Source organism: Streptomyces sp. CB02261, assembly GCF_001905665.1.
Lineage (GTDB): Bacteria > Actinomycetota > Actinomycetes > Streptomycetales > Streptomycetaceae > Streptomyces.
In genome coordinates this window covers 109787-127511 of sequence record NZ_LIVX01000011.1, presented here as the reverse complement: position 1 = coordinate 127511, position 17725 = coordinate 109787, and the positions used below count along the sequence as shown (strand labels likewise).

Genomic DNA, 17725 nt, shown 5'->3' with positions numbered 1-17725 from the left:
GACGCGGCCGGTTCTCGCGTCGCCCGCAGCGTACGGGCGTCACCTCGTCGTGATCCGGCCGTTCACGGTCACGTAACACGCCCCACCCCTTCGTCACCGCTCCGAAACATCGAGCGGCATCGGCGGAAACCGCGCTGCGCGAATCTCTGGCCCATAACCGGCCAACCTCACGGCCGGCCGCTCTCTCCGGCCCCGCCCCGCACGGCCGTACCGACGACGAGGAGACGCCGATGGCACCAGCCATCACGACCCTGGCAGCAGACGCCCCCGAGCTGTCCGCCGCCAACACCGGGTTCATGCTCATCTGCTCCGCCCTGGTCATGCTGATGACCCCGGCACTCGCCTTCTTCTACGGAGGCATGGTCCGCGTCAAGTCCACCCTCAACATGCTGATGATGAGCTTCATCAGCCTGGGGATCGTCACGATCCTGTGGGTGCTCTTCGGCTTCAGCCTCGCCTTCGGCACCGACATCGGCTCGATCGTCGGCTGGTCCTCCGAGTACGTCGGCCTCAGCGGCATCGGCGTCACCGAACTGTGGGACGGCTACACCATCCCGGTGTACGTCTTCGCCGTCTTCCAGCTGATGTTCGCCATCCTCACCCCGGCCCTGATCAGCGGCGCCCTCGCGGACCGCGTCAAGTTCACCGCCTGGGCCCTCTTCATCACCCTCTGGGTCACCGTCGTCTACTTCCCCGTGGCCCACTGGGTCTGGGGCGCGGGCGGCTGGCTCTTTGAGATGGGTGTCATCGACTTCGCCGGTGGTACGGCGGTCCACATCAACGCCGGTGCCGCCGCGCTCGGCGTGATCCTCGTCATCGGCAAGCGGGTCGGCTTCAAGAAGGACCCGATGCGCCCGCACAGCCTCCCGCTGGTCATGCTGGGCGCCGGTCTCCTCTGGTTCGGCTGGTTCGGCTTCAACGCCGGCTCCTGGCTCGGCAACGACGACGGCGTCGGCGCCGTGATGTTCGTCAACACCCAGGCCGCCACCGCCGCCGCCATGCTCGCCTGGCTCGGGTACGAGAAGGTCCGCCACGGCTCCTTCACCACCCTCGGCGCCGCCTCCGGCGCGGTCGCCGGTCTCGTCGCCATCACCCCGGCCGGCGGTTCCGTCAGCCCGCTCGGCGCGATCGCCGTCGGCGCCATCGCCGGCATCGTCTGCGCCATGGCCGTCGGCCTGAAGTACAAGTTCGGCTACGACGACTCCCTCGACGTCATCGGCGTCCACCTCGTCGGCGGTGTCATCGGCTCGCTCCTCGTCGGCTTCTTCGCCACCGGCGGCGTCCAGTCCGACGCCAAGGGCCTCTTCTACGGCGGCGGCCTCGACCAGCTCGGCAAGCAGGCCGTCGGTGTCTTCGCGGTCCTCGCCTACTCTCTGATCGCCTCCGCGATCCTCGCCCTGATCATCGACAAGACGATGGGGATGCGGGTCAGCGAGGACGACGAGGTCTCCGGCATCGACCAGGTCGAGCACGCCGAGACCGCGTACGACTTCAGCGGAGCCGGCGGCGGCGCGTCCTCGCGCTCCACCGCCCCCGCCCCGGTTGTCACGGAGAACAAGAAGGTGGACGCATGAAGCTCATCACCGCGGTCGTGAAGCCGCACCGGCTCGACGAGATCAAGGAGGCCCTGCAGGCGTTCGGCGTCCACGGCCTCACCGTCACCGAGGCGAGCGGCTACGGCCGCCAGCGCGGCCACACCGAGGTCTACCGGGGCGCCGAGTACACCGTCGACCTGGTCCCCAAGATCCGCATCGAGGTCCTGGTCGAGGACGAGGACGCCGAACAGCTCATCGACGTCGTCGTGAAGGCCGCCCGAACCGGCAAGATCGGTGACGGCAAGGTGTGGAGCGTGCCGGTCGAGACCGCCGTCAGGGTCCGCACCGGCGAGCGCGGTCCGGACGCACTGTAAGCACACGAAGGAGCCGCCGGGTGACGAGCCTCGAAGTCAGCGAGAAGACCGAAGATTCGGGACCCGGCGGTTACGCGGCGGCCCGGCTGCTCCTCCTCCATGAGAAGGAGCGGTCCGGGCCGCCGCGCCGTGCCGCCCTCGCCCGGCTCACCGACGACTGGCTGTCCGGGCTCTTCACGGCCGCCGGCCCGCCCCGGGGGGTCGCCCTCGTCGCCGTCGGAGGCTACGGCCGCGCCGAGCTCTCCCCCCGCAGCGACCTCGACCTCCTCCTGCTCCACGACGGCAGCGCCGACAAGGCCGCGATCGCCGCTCTCGCCGACCGGATCTGGTATCCGGTCTGGGACCTCGGGCTCGCCCTCGACCACTCCGTCCGCACCCCCGCCGAGGCCCGCGCCACCGCGGCCGAGGACCTCAAGGTCCACCTCGGCCTCCTCGACGCCCGGCCCCTCGCCGGAGACCACGGCCTCGTCGCCGCCCTGCGCACCACGATCCTCGCGGACTGGCGCAACCAGGCCCCCCAGCGCCTCCCGGAACTCGACGCGCTCTGCCGTGATCGCGCCGAACGCATGGGCGAGCTGCAGTTCCTCCTCGAACCCGACCTCAAGGAGGCCAGGGGCGGACTCCGCGACGCCCAGGTCCTCCGCGCCGTCGCCGCCTCCTGGCTCGCCGACGCGCCCCGCGAGGGCCTCGACGCCGCCCGCCGCCGCCTCCTCGACGTGCGCGACGCCCTCCACCTCACCACCGGCCGCGCCACCGACCGGCTCGCCCTCCAGGAACAGGACGCCGTCGCCGCCGAACTCGGCCTCCTCGACGCCGACACCCTGCTCCGCGAGGTGTACGAGGCCGCCCGGACGATCTCGTACGCCACCGACGTCACCTGGCGCGAGGTCAACCGCGTCCTGAAGGCCCGCTCCACCCGCCCCCGGCTGCGGGCCCTGCTCACCGGCCGCGCGGGGAGCGGCCGCGCCGGCGCCGGCAAACCCCCCGTCGAGCGCACCCCGCTCGCCGAAGGCGTCGTCGAGATGGACGGCGAGGTCGTCCTCGCCCGCACCGCACGGCCCGAACGCGACCCCGTGCTGCCGCTGCGCGCCGCCGCGGCGGCCGCCCAGTCCGCCCTGCCGATCTCCCTGCACGCCCTACGCCACCTCGCCGCCACCGCCAAGCCCCTGCCCGTGCCCTGGCCCGCCGAGGCCCGCGAGGAGCTCGTCACCCTGCTCGGCGCCGGCGAGGCGACCGTGCCCGTCTGGGAGGCCCTGGAGGCCGAAGGGCTGATCACCCGGCTGCTCCCCGACTGGGAACGCGTCCGCTGCCGGCCCCAGCGCAACCCCGTCCACACCTGGACCGTCGACCGCCACCTCGTCGAGACCGCCGTCCGGGCCTCCTCGCTCACCCGCCGCGTCGGCCGCCCCGACCTGCTCCTCGTCGCCGCACTCCTCCACGACATCGGCAAGGGCTGGCCGGGCGACCACTCCGTCGCCGGGGAGACGATCGCCCGCGACCTCGCCACCCGCATCGGCTTCGACCGCGCCGACGTGGGCATCGTCGCCACCGCCGTCCGCCACCACCTGCTCCTCGTCGAGACCGCCACCCGGCGCGACCTCGACGACCCCGCCACCGTCCGCTCCGTGGCCGCCGCCGTCGGCACCGTCGGCACGCTGGAGCTGCTGCACGCCCTCACCGAGGCCGACGCGCTCGCCACCGGGCCCGCCGCCTGGTCGTCGTGGCGCGCCTCCCTCGTCTCCGACCTGGTCAAGCGGGTCGCGGGCGTCCTCGCGGGCCAGACCCCGCCCGACCCCGAGGCCGCGGCCCCCAGCGCCGAACAGGAGCGCCTCGCCGTCGAGGCCCTGCGCACCGGCGAACCCGTCCTCGCCCTGCACACCAGCCGGGCGGGGGAGGAGCCCGCGGCGGAGCACGCCGATCCGGAGGAGCCCGAGCCCGTCGGCGTCGAACTCGTCATCGCCCTGCCCGACCAGCCCGGCGTCCTGCCCGCCGTCGCCGGCGTCCTCGCCCTCCACCGGCTGACCGTCCGCGCCGCCGACCTGCGGGCCATCGAACTGCCCACCGAGCTCGGCGCCGGCTCCGTCCTCGTCCTCGACTGGCGCGTCGCCGCCGAGTACGGCTCGCTCCCGCAGGCCCACCGGCTCCGCGCCGACCTCGTCCGCGCCCTCGACGGCTCGCTCGACATCCCCGCCCGCCTCGCCGAACGCGAGGCCGCCTACCCGCGCCGGCGCGGCCTCACCGCCCCGCCGCCCCGCGTCACCGTCGCCGCCGCCGATTCCCGCCTCGCCACCGTCATCGAGGTCCGGGCCCAGGACGCGCCCGGTCTCCTCCACCGCATCGGCCGCGCCCTGGAGGGTGCGGCGGTACGGGTCCGGAGCGCCCATGTCTCCACGCTCGGCGCCAACGCCGTCGACACCCTGTACGTGACCCGCCCCGACGGCTCCCTCCTCCCCGACGAAGAGGCGATCGACCTGGCCCGGACCCTGGAGTCGGCCCTTCGCTGACACCCCGCCCCGACCCGCCCCCGCGCGCCGGATCCGGCGGGCGGGGGCACACACTTCGAGCGGCCCGATACCCTGGAGGGCAATCCGACCGCCCCCGACACCTGAGGATCCGCGACCGCCGTGTTCGATACCCTCTCCGACCGCCTTGCAGCGACCTTCAAGAACCTCCGCGGCAAGGGCCGTCTGTCCGAGGCGGACATCGACGCCACCGCCCGCGAGATCCGTATCGCGCTGCTCGAAGCGGATGTCGCCCTGCCGGTCGTCCGGTCCTTCATCAAGCAGGTCAAGGAGCGCGCCACCGGCGCCGAGGTCTCCCAGGCCCTGAACCCGGCCCAGCAGGTCATCAAGATCGTCAACGAGGAGCTCGTCTCCATCCTCGGTGGCGAGACCCGGCGCCTGCGGTTCGCCAAGACCGCGCCCACCGTGATCATGCTCGCCGGTCTCCAGGGTGCCGGTAAGACCACCCTCGCCGGAAAGCTCGGCCTCTGGCTCAAGGGCCAGGGTCACTCCCCGCTGCTCGTCGCCTGCGACCTCCAGCGCCCCAACGCGGTCACCCAGCTCGGTGTCGTCGCCGAGCGCGCGGGCGTGGCCTTCTACGGCCCGCAGCCGGGCAACGGCGTCGGAGACCCGGTCCAGGTCGCGAAGGACTCGATCGAGCACGCGCGGACCAAGATGTACGACGTCGTGATCGTCGACACCGCCGGCCGCCTCGGCATCGACCAGGAGCTGATGCAGCAGGCCGCGGACATCCGCGACGCCGTCAGCCCCGACGAGGTCCTCTTCGTCGTCGACGCCATGATCGGTCAGGACGCGGTCAACACCGCCGAGGCCTTCCGTGACGGCGTCGGCTTCGACGGCGTCGTGCTCTCCAAGCTCGACGGCGACGCCCGCGGTGGTGCCGCGCTCTCGATCGCGCACGTCACCGGCAAGCAGATCATGTTCGCCTCCAACGGCGAGAAGCTGGACGAGTTCGACGCGTTCCACCCGGACCGCATGGCGTCCCGCATCCTCGGCATGGGCGACATGCTCTCCCTCATCGAGAAGGCCCAGCAGACCTTCGACGAGGAAGAGGCCGCCAAGATGGCCTCCAAGCTCGCGTCGAAGAAGGGCCAGGAGTTCACGCTCGACGACTTCCTGGCGCAGATGGAGCAGGTCCGCAAGATGGGCTCCATCTCGAAGCTCCTCGGGATGCTCCCGGGCATGGGCCAGATGAAGGAGCAGATCGCCAACATCGACGAGCGGGACGTCGACCGTACGGCCGCCATCATCAAGTCGATGACCCCCGGCGAGCGCCAGGACCCGACCATCATCAACGGCTCCCGCCGCGCCCGTATCGCCAAGGGCTCGGGCGTCGAGGTCAGCGCGGTCAAGGGCCTGGTCGAGCGCTTCTTCGAGGCCCGCAAGATGATGTCCCGGATGGCCCAGGGCGGCGGTCTCCCCGGTATGCCGGGCATGCCGGGCATGGGTGGCGGCCCCGGCCGGCAGAAGAAGCAGATCAAGCAGGCCAAGGGCAAGCGCAAGAGCGGCAACCCGATGAAGCGGAAGGCCGAGGAGCAGGCCGCGGCCGAGCGCCGCGAGCAGGCCCAGGCGGGCGGCGCCTTCGGCCTCCCGGCCGCGGGGCAGACCCCCAAGGACTTCGAGCTCCCGGACGAGTTCAAGAAGTTCATGAGCTGACGCCGCTCACGGCGTGACCAGGGGCCCGGGACGGTACGAAACCGTCCCGGGCCCCTCTTCACCCCTCCGGGCCGCCCGCGGTGCCGGGCTCCTCCCGCTCTTCGATACTGGGGCGACAGCCGCCCCGAGGAGAGCCACGTGGCCAACCCCGTACCGCCGCGCGACCGGACCGACCAGCCCTGGCGCTCGGAAGGGGCCCCGCCGCCCCCGGCGCCGAAGCGGAGGATGCCGGGCGGCTGGGGCGGGCTGATCCTCACCGCGCTCATCGTGTACCTGATCACCAACCTCGTCCTGTCGTTCTTCAACGAGGGCGACGGGCCGACCGTCTCGTACACCGAGTTCAGCAAACAGGTCGCCGCCGGCAACGTCACCAAGATCTACGCCAAGGGCGACGCGATCCAGGGGCAGCTGAAGGACGAGCGGCCCGTCCCCGACGGCGAGGGCGACTACACCAAGTTCACCACCCAGCGGCCGGCCTTCGCCGACGACGACCTCTGGGCGCAGCTGACCAGGCAGAACGTCACCGTCACCGCCGAGCCGGTCGTGCGGGAACGCAGCTTCCTCGCCAACCTCCTCATCTCCCTCGCCCCGATGCTGCTGCTCGTCGGCCTGTGGGTGTTCATCGCCCGCCGCATGAGCGGCGGCATGGGCGGTGCCGGCGGGATGCTCGGCCGGAAGACCCCGCCCAAGCCCGTGGAGCTGGAGGGCGGGAAGCGCACCACCTTCGACGACGTGGCCGGCATCGACGAGGTCGAGGGCGAGCTGAACGACGTCGTCGACTTCCTCAAGAACCCGGGGGCCTACCGGGCGATGGGCGCCAAGATGCCCCGAGGCGTCCTCCTCGCCGGTCCGCCCGGCACCGGCAAGACCCTGCTCGCCCGCGCCGTCGCGGGCGAGGCCGGGGTGCCGTTCTTCTCCGCCTCCGCGTCCGGCTTCATCGAGATGATCGTGGGCGTCGGCGCCTCCCGGGTACGGGAACTGTTCGCCGAGGCCCGCAAGGTCGCCCCCGCGATCGTCTTCATCGACGAGATCGACACCATCGGCCGGGCCCGGGGCGGCGGCTCCGGCATGGGCGGCCACGACGAACGGGAACAGACCCTCAACCAGATCCTCACCGAGATGGACGGCTTCACCGGCTCCGAGGGGGTCATCGTCCTCGCCGCCACCAACCGCCCCGACGTCCTCGACCCCGCCCTCACCCGGCCGGGCCGCTTCGACCGGATCGTGCACGTCAACCCGCCCGACCGGGGCGGCCGCGAGGCCATCCTCAGGATCCACACCCGGGAGATCCCGCTCGCCGAGGACGTCGACCTGGAGCACGTCGCCCGGACGACCCCCGGCATGACCGGCGCCGAACTCGCCAACCTCGCCAACGAGGCCGCCCTCCTCGCCGTCAAGCGCGACCAGCGGGCCGTCACCCGCTCCGACCTGTCCGACGCCCTGGAGAAGGTCCAGCTCGGCGCGGAACGGCCGCTCGTGATGCCCGCCGACGAACGGCGCCGGACCGCGTACCACGAGAGCGGACACGCCCTCCTCGGCATGCTCCAGCCCGGCGCCGACCCGGTCCGCAAGATCACCATCGTGCCGCGCGGCCGGGCCCTCGGTGTCACCCTCTCCACCCCCGACTCCGACAAGTACGCCTACACCGAGGACTACCTCCGCGGCCGGATCATCGGCGCACTCGGCGGCATGGCCGCCGAACAGGTCGTGTTCGGCGTCGTCACCACCGGCGCCGAGAGCGACCTGGAGCAGGTCACCAACATCGCCCGCGGCATGGCGGGACGCTGGGGCATGAGCGAGCTCGTCGGCCGTCTCACCGCCATCCCGAGCGACGCCCAGCAGGCGTACGGCCTCGCGGCGGCCCCCGCGACCCTCGACACCGTCGACGCGGAGATGCGCCGGATCGTCGAGGAGTGCTACGAGAGCGCCCTGCGCCAGCTCCGCGCGCACCGCGGCCGGCTGGACGCGCTGGCCGCCGCCCTCCTGGAGAACGAGACCCTGGAGGAGGCCGAGGCCTACCGCGCCGCGGGCATCCCGCGCGGGGTGCGGGAGGACTGACCCCGAGCGGGGGGCCGGGAGACCGATCCCGGCCCCCGGCGGCCGCTACGGCACCCGCGCGAGCACGTACCGGAAGACGTTCGGCATCCACACCGTCCCGTCCGCCCGCACGTACGGGGCGAGGGCCTCCTCGATCTCCTTGGCCACCTGCGAGGGATCCGTCGCCAGGACCGCCTGGTCGAACGCGCCGGTCGACAGCAGCCCGCGCACCGCGCTGCCCTCGCTCGCGTACCCGAAGGGGCAGGCCACCCGCCCCGAGCCGGCCGGTCGCAGCCCGGCCGCGGCCACGAGGGCGTCGAGGTCCGCCCGGAACGCCGGCCGGCTGTCCGCGAGGCGGGCCGCGACCCGCAGGACCGGCTCCGTCGCGCACCGCTCCGGCGGCCCCCACCCGGCGAGCACGACGGTCGCGCCCCGTTGCGCCGAACGGGTGAGCGCCGTCAGTTCGGGGAGGAGTCCGTCGGTGGCGTGGAAGGCCGTGACGACGTCGTACGGACCGCCCGCCGGGGGCTCCTCCGTGACCGTGACGTCCTCCGGCAGCCGCTCCCTCGCGAGCTCCGCGCGCGCGTGGTCGCGGTCCGCGCCGGCCACCCGGGCGCCCCGCGCGGCGGCCATCAGGAGCGCCAGACCGGAGCCGCAGCCGAGGCCCAGCACCCGCGAACCCGCGCCCACGCCGAGGCGCTCGTAGACCGCCTCGTAGAGCGGGACCAGCATCCGTTCCTGGATCTCGGCCCAGTCACGCGCGGGGTGGTGCGGGACGAGCGTAGGTGTCATGGAAAAGTGCCCCAATCCGTGCTCGGACGACAGCCCCCGGTAATCAGGGAACTGCGCATCCCGGGCCGCGTCCAGTGCTCGCGCCGCACCGATTCACCCGGGGGAGGGGTGGTGCGCCGCCGTGCGCGGGCACCCGGTAGTGTCCTGGCGATCCTCCCCGGGCCGCTCCGGCCCCTCGGGGGGCGACCACGGCCACGCGCCGGAGCGTATGCGCTACTACGCACCAGCTTGACGCCCCCTGCGCGGCTTCTCCGCAGATCGGCGCACTGGCCCTCGTCAGGACGCATCAACGGCAACTGACGGGTACGTGCAAAATATTTGGGATGCCCCGTAATGGAACCCGGAGGGGATCCGGCTCGTTGTACCCGACGTGAGCACGACACCACCTGTTCTCGCCGCAGAGCTGGCACAGGCGTGGGCCGACATTCAGCGGCACCACCCCGAGCTGCCCGATCTTGCCGCGCCCGAGTCCCTGATCGGAGAGTCCTCGTCCGCCTGCGGCGCCGAACTCTCCTTCGAACGGCTGCTCCACGAGGCAGTCCACGGCATCGCCGCCGCCCGAGGTGTCCGTGACACCTCCCGCGCCGGCCGCTATCACAACCGCAGATTCCTCGCGATCGCCGAGGAGATGGGCCTCGACCACCCCGAAGAGCCGCACGCCAGCAGCGGCTTCTCCCTGGTCACGCTCAACCCCGAGGCGAGGCGGCGCTACCGGCCCACCATCGAGCGGCTCCAGCGCGCCCTCAAGGCCCACACGGTGGCCACGGCGGCGGACACCAAACGCTCCTTCCGCGGACCCGCCGCCCGGCACGGATCCTCGGGCGGCGGCGTGCGCGTCAAGGCCGTCTGCGACTGCGGGCGGAACGTGCGCGTGGTGCCCTCGGTGCTCGCCCAGGCCCCGATCGTCTGCGGCGGCTGCGGCAAGCCCTTCCGCATCCCGGAGACAGTGGGCGCCGCCAACTGACACGGCGGCGTGTGGCACAATGGCTAGCTGTACTCGACAGTCGCACAGGACCCCTCTCTCCTCCGGCTGACGCGTCCATCGGGCATCCGAGTACCGCAACCCCACGTGGCATCTCAAAGTGCCCAACCACGTCAAGACCAGGAGACACCACTTCAGTGGCAGTCAAGATCAAGCTCAAGCGCCTCGGCAAGATCCGTCAGCCCCACTACCGCATCGTCGTCGCCGACTCCCGCACCCGTCGGGACGGTCGCGCGATCGAGGAGATCGGCCTCTACCACCCGACGTACAACCCGTCGCGTATCGAGGTCGACTCCGAGCGTGCGCAGTACTGGCTGTCCGTCGGCGCGCAGCCGACCGAGCCGGTTCTCGCCATCCTGAAGCTCACCGGCGACTGGCAGAAGGCCAAGGGCCTCCCGGCCCCCGAGAAGGCCCTGCTCGTCCCGGCGACGAAGGAAGCCAAGCGCGCCTCGTTCGACGAGTTCGCGAAGGCCCTCGAGGGCGGCGACGACAAGGGTGAGGCCATCACCCCCAAGGCCAAGAAGGCCGACAAGAAGGCTGACGAGGCCGAGGCCGCGTCGACCGAGTCGACCGAGGCCTGAGCATGCTCGAGGAGGCTCTCGAGCACCTCGTGAAGGGCATCGTCGACAACCCCGACGATGTGCAGGTCGCCTCGCGCAACCTGCGCCGTGGCCGCGTGCTGGAGGTCCGGGTGCACCCCGACGACCTCGGCAAGGTGATCGGCCGCAACGGCCGCACCGCGCGTGCGCTGCGTACCGTCGTGGGCGCCATCGGCGGCCGTGGGATCCGAGTCGACCTCGTCGACGTGGACCAGGTCCGCTGAGAACGTCGGCCACATCGGTTGAATGATGTGCCGGCACGGGCCGGGGAGGGCTTACGAGCCCGCCCCGGCCCGTCGTCGTCTCTGGCGTACGAGCTGTGTGACAGGAGAGTGTGGAGCAGTGCAGTTGGTAGTCGCGCGGATCGGCCGCGCCCACGGCATCAAGGGCGAGGTCACCGTCGAGGTGCGGACGGACGAGCCGGAGCTGAGGCTCGGTCCCGGTGCCGTGCTGCTCACCGACCCGGCCGCGATCGGGCCGCTGACCATCGAGACCGGCCGGGTGCACAGCGGCCGGCTGTTGCTGCGCTTCGAGGGCGTCCGTGACCGCACCGGCGCCGAGGCCCTGCGCAACACCCTCCTCATCGCCGAGGTCGACCCCACCGAGATGCCCGAGGAGGAGGACGAGTACTACGACCATCAGCTGATGGACCTCGACGTCGTCCTCGCCGACGGCACCGAGATCGGGCGGATCACCGAGATCTCCCACCTGCCCTCGCAGGACCTCTTCATCGTCGAGCGTCCCGACGGCACCGAGCTGATGATCCCGTTCGTCTCGGAGATCGTCACCGAGATCGACCTGGAGGAGCAGCGGGCCGTCATCGACCCGCCGCCCGGCCTGATCGACGACCGCGCCGAGATCGTCTCCTCCCGGGACGCCGAGGCGGGTGACGACGCATGAGGCTCGACGTCGTCACGATCTTCCCCGAGTACCTCGAACCGCTGAACGTCTCCCTGGTCGGCAAGGCGCGCGCGCGGGGGCAGCTGGACGTCCACGTCCACGACCTGCGCGAGTGGACCTACGACCGGCACAACACCGTCGACGACACCCCCTACGGCGGCGGCCCCGGCATGGTCATGAAGACCGACCCGTGGGGTGACGCGCTCGACCAGACGCTCGCCGACGGTTACGAGGGCGGTGCCCACGGCCCGGTCCTCGTCGTCCCCACCCCCAGCGGCCGGCCCTTCACCCAGGAACTCGCCGTCGAGCTCTCCGAGCGGCCCTGGCTGATCTTCACCCCCGCCCGCTACGAGGGCATCGACCGCCGGGTCATGGACGAGTACGCGACCCGGATGCCGGTCTACGAGGTCTCCATCGGCGACTACGTCCTGGCCGGCGGCGAGGCCGCCGTCCTCGTCGTCACCGAGGCGGTCGCCCGGCTCCTGCCCGGCGTCCTCGGCAACGCCGAGTCCCACCGGGACGACTCCTTCGCCCCCGGGGCCATGGCCAACCTCCTGGAGGGCCCCGTCTACACCAAGCCCCCGGAGTGGCGCGGCCGGGGCATCCCCGACGTCCTGCTCAGCGGGCACCACGGCAAGATCGCCCGCTGGCGGCGCGACGAGGCGTTCCGGCGCACCGCCGCCCACCGGCCGGATCTCATCGAGCGCTGCGACCCCGCCGCCTTCGACAAGAAGGACCGCGAGATCCTCTCGATGATGGGCTGGGCACCCGAGCCCGGCGGCCGATTTTGGCGCAAGCTCGACGACGTGGAACAATAGGCCGCTGTCGTCCGTCCGGCGCGCGCCCCTGCCACAGGGGGAACGACGCCGCCAGGAGCGGACGACGCTCCGAATCATCTACGAACGTACCGCTGATGACCTGTGGCATCAGCGAGGAAAGAGACCTCCATGGCCTCCCTGCTCGACCAGGTCAACGCGGGTTCGCTCCGCTCCGACCTCCCCGCCTTCCGTCCCGGCGACACCGTGAACGTCCACGTGCGCGTCATCGAGGGCAACCGCTCCCGTATCCAGCAGTTCAAGGGTGTCGTCATCCGCCGCCAGGGTTCGGGCGTCAGCGAGACCTTCACGGTCCGCAAGGTCTCGTTCTCCGTCGGCGTCGAGCGCACCTTCCCGGTGAACAGCCCGATCTTCGAGAAGATCGAGCTCGTGACCCGCGGTGACGTCCGTCGCGCCAAGCTCTACTACCTGCGCGAGCTGCGCGGCAAGGCTGCCAAGATCAAGGAGAAGCGCGACCGCTGAGCTTCGGCTCCCGGCACGCTCGACGCTTGCGAGTCCTCGCACAGGCAGGCCGGATAGGCTCTGCCCCCGATGGACACCGAAGCACAGCACACGGAGCGCGACCCCTCTTCCGATCCGGAGGGAGGGTCGCGCTCCGCGCGCGTTTCCGGGGACGACGGGCCCGCGCCGGACGAGGCGTCGGCCGCCGGGACCGCGCCCTCCTGGCGGCGCACGGCCTTCGTGGGCGCCGCGTGCGTTGCCTTCGTGATGCTCCTGAGCCACTTCGTGGTGCAGCCCTTCCTGATCCCGAGCGGCTCCATGGAGCCCACGCTGCAGGTCGGCGACCGGATCATCGTCAACAAGCTGGCGTACCGCTTCGGCGGGGAGCCGGCCCGGGGCGACGTCGTCGTCTTCGACGGCACGGGCTCCTTCGTACGGGAGCAGCCGCGGGGCAATCCGGTGACCGGACTCCTGCACGACGGGGCGGCCGCCCTCGGCCTCGCGGAACCCGACGAGACGGACTTCGTGAAGCGGGTCGTCGGCATCGGCGGCGACCGGGTGATCTGCTGCGACAAGGACGGCCGGCTCACCGTCAACGGCGTCCCCGTCGAGGAGTGGTACGTCATGGCCGGCGACCGGCCCTCCAGCGTGCCCTTCGACATCGTCGTCCCGCAGGACAGGCTCTGGGTCATGGGCGATCACCGCAGCCAGTCCAGCGACTCCCGGGACCACCTCGGCAGTCCGGGCGGCGGGATGGTGCCCGTCGACAGGGTCGTCGGACGCGCCGACTGGATCGCCTGGCCCTTCGGCCGCTGGTCCACCGTTCCCGCGACGGACGCCTTCGGCGCCGTACCGGCCGCGCCGGCCGGCGGACACGGGGCGGGAGCCCATGGGTAGCCGGGGACGGCCGCCCGGCGGACCGGACCACGCAGCCGAGCAGACCGCGGGACAGGGCCCGGCCCTGCCGGGACGGGCCGAGCGGCGCAGGCTCGCGCGCAAGGTCAAGCGGCGCCGACAGCGCTCCGCGATCCGCGAGATCCCCATCCTGATCACGGTGGCCGTCCTCATCGCGCTCGTCCTGAAGACCTTCCTGGTCCAGGCGTTCGTCATCCCGTCCGGCTCCATGGAGCAGACGATCCGCATCTCCGACCGGGTCCTCGTCGACAAGCTCACCCCCTGGTTCGGCTCCCGCCCGCAGCGCGGTGACGTGGTCGTCTTCAAGGACCCCGGCAACTGGCTCCAGCAGGAGGCCACGCCGCCCGCCGACGACCCGGTCGGCGTCAAGCAGGCCAAGCAGGCCCTCACCTTCATCGGGCTGCTGCCGTCCGCCGACGACCGGGACCTGATCAAGCGGGTCGTCGCCGTCGGCGGGGACACCGTCCGCTGCTGCGGCGAGGACGGGCGGATCACCGTCAACGGCGTTCCGCTCGACGAGCCGTACCTGCACCCGGGGAACCAGCCGTCCACCATCCCCTTCGAGGTGAAGGTGCCGCAGGGGCGGATCTTCGTCCTGGGCGACCACCGCTCCGACTCGGCCGACTCCCGTTTCCACCTCGACGAGAAGGACCACGGCACCGTCTCCGAGGAGCAGGTCGTGGGACGTGCCGTGGTGATCGCCTGGCCCGTCGGGCACTGGCGGCGCCTGGAGGAGCGGGAGGCCTTCGCCGCCGTACCGGACGCCCCCACGGGGACCGGGGCGGCGCCCGGTCCTTCGCATAGTGTGTCCCAGCGGAATCTGAACGGATTCCCCGGGCTCCCGACCCCTGCGGAACTTCTGCTCGTTATGGGAGTGGTGGGCCTGTCCCTGACCCGGGGCGGGCGATCGCACGGACTGAGGAGTGGATGTGGGGGATTTGGCCGTCGGCGCACGATCCGGACACGATGAGCCCGACAAGAGGGCCGGCGGGGCCTTCGGCGATGACACGACGGGTGACGACGTGACGGATGACGAGCAGGCGCGGCCGCCGAGCGGCAGCGAGCCGGGTGGTGGCGACGACGCGGCGGACGGTCCCGGCAGCGGCCCCAAGAAGCAGCGTTCCTTCTGGAAGGAACTGCCCCTCCTCGTCGGCATCGCGCTGGTGCTCGCCCTGCTGATCAAGACCTTCCTGGTGCAGGCGTTCTCGATCCCCTCGGAATCGATGATGAACACCCTCCAGAAGGGTGACCGCGTCCTCGTCGACAAACTGACGCCCTGGTTCGGCTCCGAGCCCGAGCGCGGCGAGGTCGTCGTCTTCCACGACCCGGGCGGCTGGCTCGAAGGCCAGAGGACGCCCACGCCGAACGTGGTGCAGAAGTTCCTCAGCTTCATCGGCCTCATGCCGTCCGCCGAGGAGAAGGACCTCATCAAGCGCGTCATCGCCGTCGGCGGGGACACCGTGTCCTGCAAGGAGGGCGGCAAGGTCGTCCTCAACGGCAAGCCGCTGGACGAGTCCGCCTACCTGTACCCCGGCTCCGTCCCCTGCCAGGACTCCTTCGGTCCCATCAAGGTCCCCGAGGGCCGGATCTGGGTCATGGGCGACAACCGCCAGAACTCGCTGGACTCGCGCTTCCACCAGCAGCTCCCGGGCGGTGGCACCGTCTCGAACGACGAGGTCGTGGGCCGTGCCGTCGTGATCGCCTGGCCCGTCACCCGCTGGGCCACGCTCCCGATCCCCGAGGTCTTCGACCAGCCCGGTCTCGACCAGGCGATGACCGCCGCGCCCGTCGGCGCGGCCGGCCTCGCCGGAGCGCTCCCGCTGGTGCTGTGGCGCCGCAAGAAGCTCGCCGTACGGCATACCGCAGCGCGGTGACCCACGGGTAGGGTGCCGTCCCGGACCGTGGAGAGACCCACGGTCCGCCGACAGACCTACGGGGTGCGCAGATGAGCGGAAACATACGGACCCAGGGCGGCCACGGCCGCCTCGGCAGCGTGCTGTCGGGGCTGGCCGTGGCCGTCGGCTGTGTGCTCTTCCTCGGCGGCTTCGTCTGGGGGGCCGTGCTCTACCAGCCCTACTCCGTCCCCACCGACTCCATGACCCCCACCCTCGACGTCGGATCGAAGATCCTCGCCCAGCGCGTCGACGGCGACGAGGTGCGGCGCGGAGACGTCGTCGTCTTCACCGATCCGCTCTGGGGCGGCGCGCCCATGGTCAAGCGGGTCGCCGCCGTCGGCGGCGACACCATCGCCTGCTGCGACCGGGACGGCCGGCTCACCGTGAACGGCACGCCCGTCCACGAGCCCTATCTGAGGCCGGGACCGGGCGGCCGCACCGTCGCCTCCGGCCAGGACTTCTCCGTCACCGTCCCCGAGGGCAACCTCTTCCTCCTCGGTGACGACCGGTACACGTCGCTCGACTCCCGTACGCACCTCGACGAGGCCGGCCGGGGCTCCGTGCCCCGTTCCACGGTCGTCGCAAGGGTCGACGCCGTCGTCTGGCCCGCCAAGGGCCTCCTGGACCGTCCGACGGGCTTCGCGGGGCTCCCGGGCGGGATCTCCGAACCCGGACCCGTACGGCCCCTCCTCACCGCGATCGCGGCCGGCGGCCTCCTGGTCCTCGCCGGCGGGGCGTACGGCCCGGTGGCCCGCTTCCTCGCGAAGCGGCGCCCGGCGGGACGGCGGGCCGGGGAACGGGAGAAGGTGGGCTCATGACGGATGCCGACGCGCCGCCTGCGCAAGGCCCGGAGCCGGACCCGGCGACCGTCCGGCGACGGGTCGCGCGGGTCGTGCTCCTCGACCCCGACGACCGTGTGCTGCTCCTGCACGGGTTCGAGCCGGACGACCCGGCCGACTCCTGGTGGTTCACTCCCGGCGGCGGTCTGGAGGGCGCCGAGACCCGCGCTGAGGCGGCGCTGCGCGAGCTCGCCGAGGAGACCGGCATCACCGACGTCGACCTCGGGCCCGTGCTCTGGAAGCGGCACTGCTCGTTCCCCTTCGCCGGGCGCCGCTGGGACCAGGACGAGTGGTACTACCTGGCCCGCACCCGCGGAACCGAGGCCGCGCCCAGGCCACGGGCCCTCACCGAGCTGGAGAACCGCAGCCTCGCGGGCCTCAGATGGTGGACCTACGCCGAACTGTCGGCGGCGCGTGAGACGGTGTACCCGACCAAACTCGCCGAGCTGCTGCGCACGCTGCTCGACGAGGGACCTCCGAGTGCACCGGTGGTTCTCGCCCCGGAAATCGTTTAGGGGCGCGTTCGACTGGCGCACAATAGGGGGACGCACGGCTGAAGGGGAACATGCCATGAGCGCCGAGGACCTCGAGAAGTACGAGACCGAGATGGAGCTGAAGCTCTACCGGGAGTACCGCGACGTCGTCGGGCTGTTCAAATACGTCATCGAGACCGAGCGCCGCTTCTACCTCACCAACGACTACGAGATGCAGGTGCACTCGGTCCAGGGCGAGGTCTTCTTCGAGGTCAGCATGGCCGACGCCTGGGTCTGGGACATGTACCGGCCCGCCAGGTTCGTCAAGCAGGTCCGCGTCCTCACCTTCAAGGACGTGAACATCGAGGAGCTCAACAAGAGCGACCTCGAACTCCCCGGCAGCTGAGACCGTCGAACGGCTCCTCACCCCCACGGGTGAGGCCGTTGTCCACAGGACCCCGGCCCGTCCACAGCCCCGCACGCGGACCCCCGCCACCCGTCACAGTCGGTGACGGAGGTGGTACCGCATGACGCACACGACCGACAGGAACAGCGGCAGCACGGTCCGGACGACCCGGGCACTCGGACGGTACGGGGAGGAGCTGGCCACGCGCCGGCTCACCGCGGCCGGCATGCACATCCTCGCCCGCAACTGGCGCTGCGGCCGGACCGGCGAGATCGACATCGTCGCCCGCGACGGCGACACCCTCGTCATCTGCGAGGTCAAGACCCGGCGCCTGGGCTCCTTCGAACACCCCATGGCCGCCGTCACGCCCCGGAAGGCCGACCGGCTCCGCCGCCTCGCCTCCTGCTGGCTCGACCGCAACGGCACCACGGCGCCCCTCGGCGGCATCCGCATCGACCTCGTCGGCATCGTCCTGCCCCGCCGCGGCGCCCCCGTCCTCACCCACGCCCAGGGGGTGGCCTGA

Annotated in this window: 18 protein-coding genes and 1 pseudogene; 18 read left to right on the top strand and 1 reads right to left on the bottom strand. The window is 71.9% G+C overall.

Annotated elements, in window-relative coordinates:
* The first annotated feature begins 230 nt into the window (after positions 1-230).
* The 5 genes from AMK29_RS30270 (at position 231) to ftsH (ending at position 8145) form a co-directional block, all read left to right on the top strand.
* A complete protein-coding gene (locus AMK29_RS30270) occupies positions 231-1574 on the top strand; it encodes an ammonium transporter (RefSeq protein WP_073819039.1) in 1344 nt (447 codons plus the stop codon).
* Complete coding sequence (locus tag AMK29_RS30265; RefSeq protein ID WP_015036464.1) at positions 1571-1909, top strand: P-II family nitrogen regulator; 339 nt, start codon at positions 1571-1573, stop codon at positions 1907-1909. Before AMK29_RS30270 ends, AMK29_RS30265 begins: the two co-directional genes overlap by 4 nt.
* Positions 1910-1929: 20 nt before the next feature.
* A complete protein-coding gene (locus AMK29_RS30260; protein WP_073819037.1) occupies positions 1930-4413 on the top strand; it encodes a [protein-PII] uridylyltransferase in 2484 nt (827 codons plus the stop codon).
* A 120-nt stretch (positions 4414-4533) separates the two neighbouring features.
* Positions 4534-6087, top strand: a complete 1554-nt coding sequence (gene ffh / locus AMK29_RS30255; protein ID WP_073819035.1) for a signal recognition particle protein — start codon at positions 4534-4536, stop codon at positions 6085-6087.
* Positions 6088-6225: 138 nt separating this feature from the next.
* Positions 6226-8145 carry an ATP-dependent zinc metalloprotease FtsH gene (gene ftsH / locus AMK29_RS30250; RefSeq protein ID WP_073819033.1) on the top strand — a complete coding sequence of 640 codons (1920 nt, stop codon included), beginning with the start codon at positions 6226-6228 and terminating at the stop codon, positions 8143-8145.
* A gap of 45 nt (positions 8146-8190) precedes the next feature.
* On the opposite strand, the gene AMK29_RS30245 is transcribed toward ftsH, so the two are convergent.
* Positions 8191-8916, bottom strand: coding sequence for a class I SAM-dependent methyltransferase (locus tag AMK29_RS30245; protein ID WP_073819031.1), 726 nt, complete (start codon positions 8914-8916; stop codon positions 8191-8193).
* Between the two features lie 370 nt (positions 8917-9286).
* Between AMK29_RS30245 and AMK29_RS30240 the strand changes: the two genes are divergently transcribed.
* The 13 genes and pseudogenes from AMK29_RS30240 (at position 9287) to AMK29_RS30180 (ending at position 17725) form a co-directional block, all read left to right on the top strand.
* The gene (locus AMK29_RS30240) at positions 9287-9880 is read left to right on the top strand and encodes a hypothetical protein (protein WP_030690647.1); all 594 of its coding nucleotides are present in this window, start codon (positions 9287-9289) and stop codon (positions 9878-9880) included.
* A 155-nt stretch (positions 9881-10035) separates the two neighbouring features.
* Complete coding sequence (gene rpsP / locus AMK29_RS30235; RefSeq protein ID WP_024755885.1) at positions 10036-10479, top strand: 30S ribosomal protein S16; 444 nt, start codon at positions 10036-10038, stop codon at positions 10477-10479.
* A gap of 2 nt (positions 10480-10481) precedes the next feature.
* The gene (locus AMK29_RS30230; RefSeq protein WP_005311361.1) at positions 10482-10721 is read left to right on the top strand and encodes an RNA-binding protein; all 240 of its coding nucleotides are present in this window, start codon (positions 10482-10484) and stop codon (positions 10719-10721) included.
* A gap of 118 nt (positions 10722-10839) precedes the next feature.
* On the top strand, positions 10840-11397 hold the full coding sequence (gene rimM / locus AMK29_RS30225; protein ID WP_073819029.1) for a ribosome maturation factor RimM: 558 nt from the start codon (positions 10840-10842) through the stop codon (positions 11395-11397).
* The gene (gene trmD, locus AMK29_RS30220; protein WP_073819027.1) at positions 11394-12215 is read left to right on the top strand and encodes a tRNA (guanosine(37)-N1)-methyltransferase TrmD; all 822 of its coding nucleotides are present in this window, start codon (positions 11394-11396) and stop codon (positions 12213-12215) included. The genes rimM and trmD overlap by 4 nt, the downstream gene beginning before the upstream one ends.
* A 129-nt stretch (positions 12216-12344) precedes the next feature.
* A complete protein-coding gene (rplS, locus tag AMK29_RS30215) occupies positions 12345-12695 on the top strand; it encodes a 50S ribosomal protein L19 (protein ID WP_015036473.1) in 351 nt (116 codons plus the stop codon).
* A 69-nt stretch (positions 12696-12764) separates the two neighbouring features.
* Positions 12765-13571, top strand: coding sequence for a signal peptidase I (gene lepB / locus AMK29_RS30210; protein WP_073819026.1), 807 nt, complete (start codon positions 12765-12767; stop codon positions 13569-13571).
* Positions 13564-14615: pseudogene (lepB, locus tag AMK29_RS30205) on the top strand (signal peptidase I). The gene lepB (AMK29_RS30210) and the pseudogene lepB (AMK29_RS30205) overlap by 8 nt, the downstream one beginning before the upstream one ends.
* Positions 14612-15463: a signal peptidase I gene (gene lepB / locus AMK29_RS30200; protein ID WP_443334084.1), complete on the top strand. Its 852-nt coding sequence runs from the start codon at positions 14612-14614 to the stop codon at positions 15461-15463. The pseudogene lepB (AMK29_RS30205) and the gene lepB (AMK29_RS30200) overlap by 4 nt, the downstream one beginning before the upstream one ends.
* A 71-nt stretch (positions 15464-15534) precedes the next feature.
* Complete coding sequence (gene lepB / locus AMK29_RS30195; protein WP_073819021.1) at positions 15535-16302, top strand: signal peptidase I; 768 nt, start codon at positions 15535-15537, stop codon at positions 16300-16302.
* A complete protein-coding gene (locus AMK29_RS30190) occupies positions 16299-16838 on the top strand; it encodes an NUDIX hydrolase (protein ID WP_073819019.1) in 540 nt (179 codons plus the stop codon). The genes lepB (AMK29_RS30195) and AMK29_RS30190 overlap by 4 nt, the downstream gene beginning before the upstream one ends.
* Positions 16839-16893: 55 nt before the next feature.
* Positions 16894-17202: a DUF2469 domain-containing protein gene (locus AMK29_RS30185; protein WP_005311352.1), complete on the top strand. Its 309-nt coding sequence runs from the start codon at positions 16894-16896 to the stop codon at positions 17200-17202.
* 121 nt (positions 17203-17323) lie between these two features.
* Positions 17324-17725, top strand: coding sequence for a YraN family protein (locus AMK29_RS30180; protein ID WP_073819017.1), 402 nt, complete (start codon positions 17324-17326; stop codon positions 17723-17725).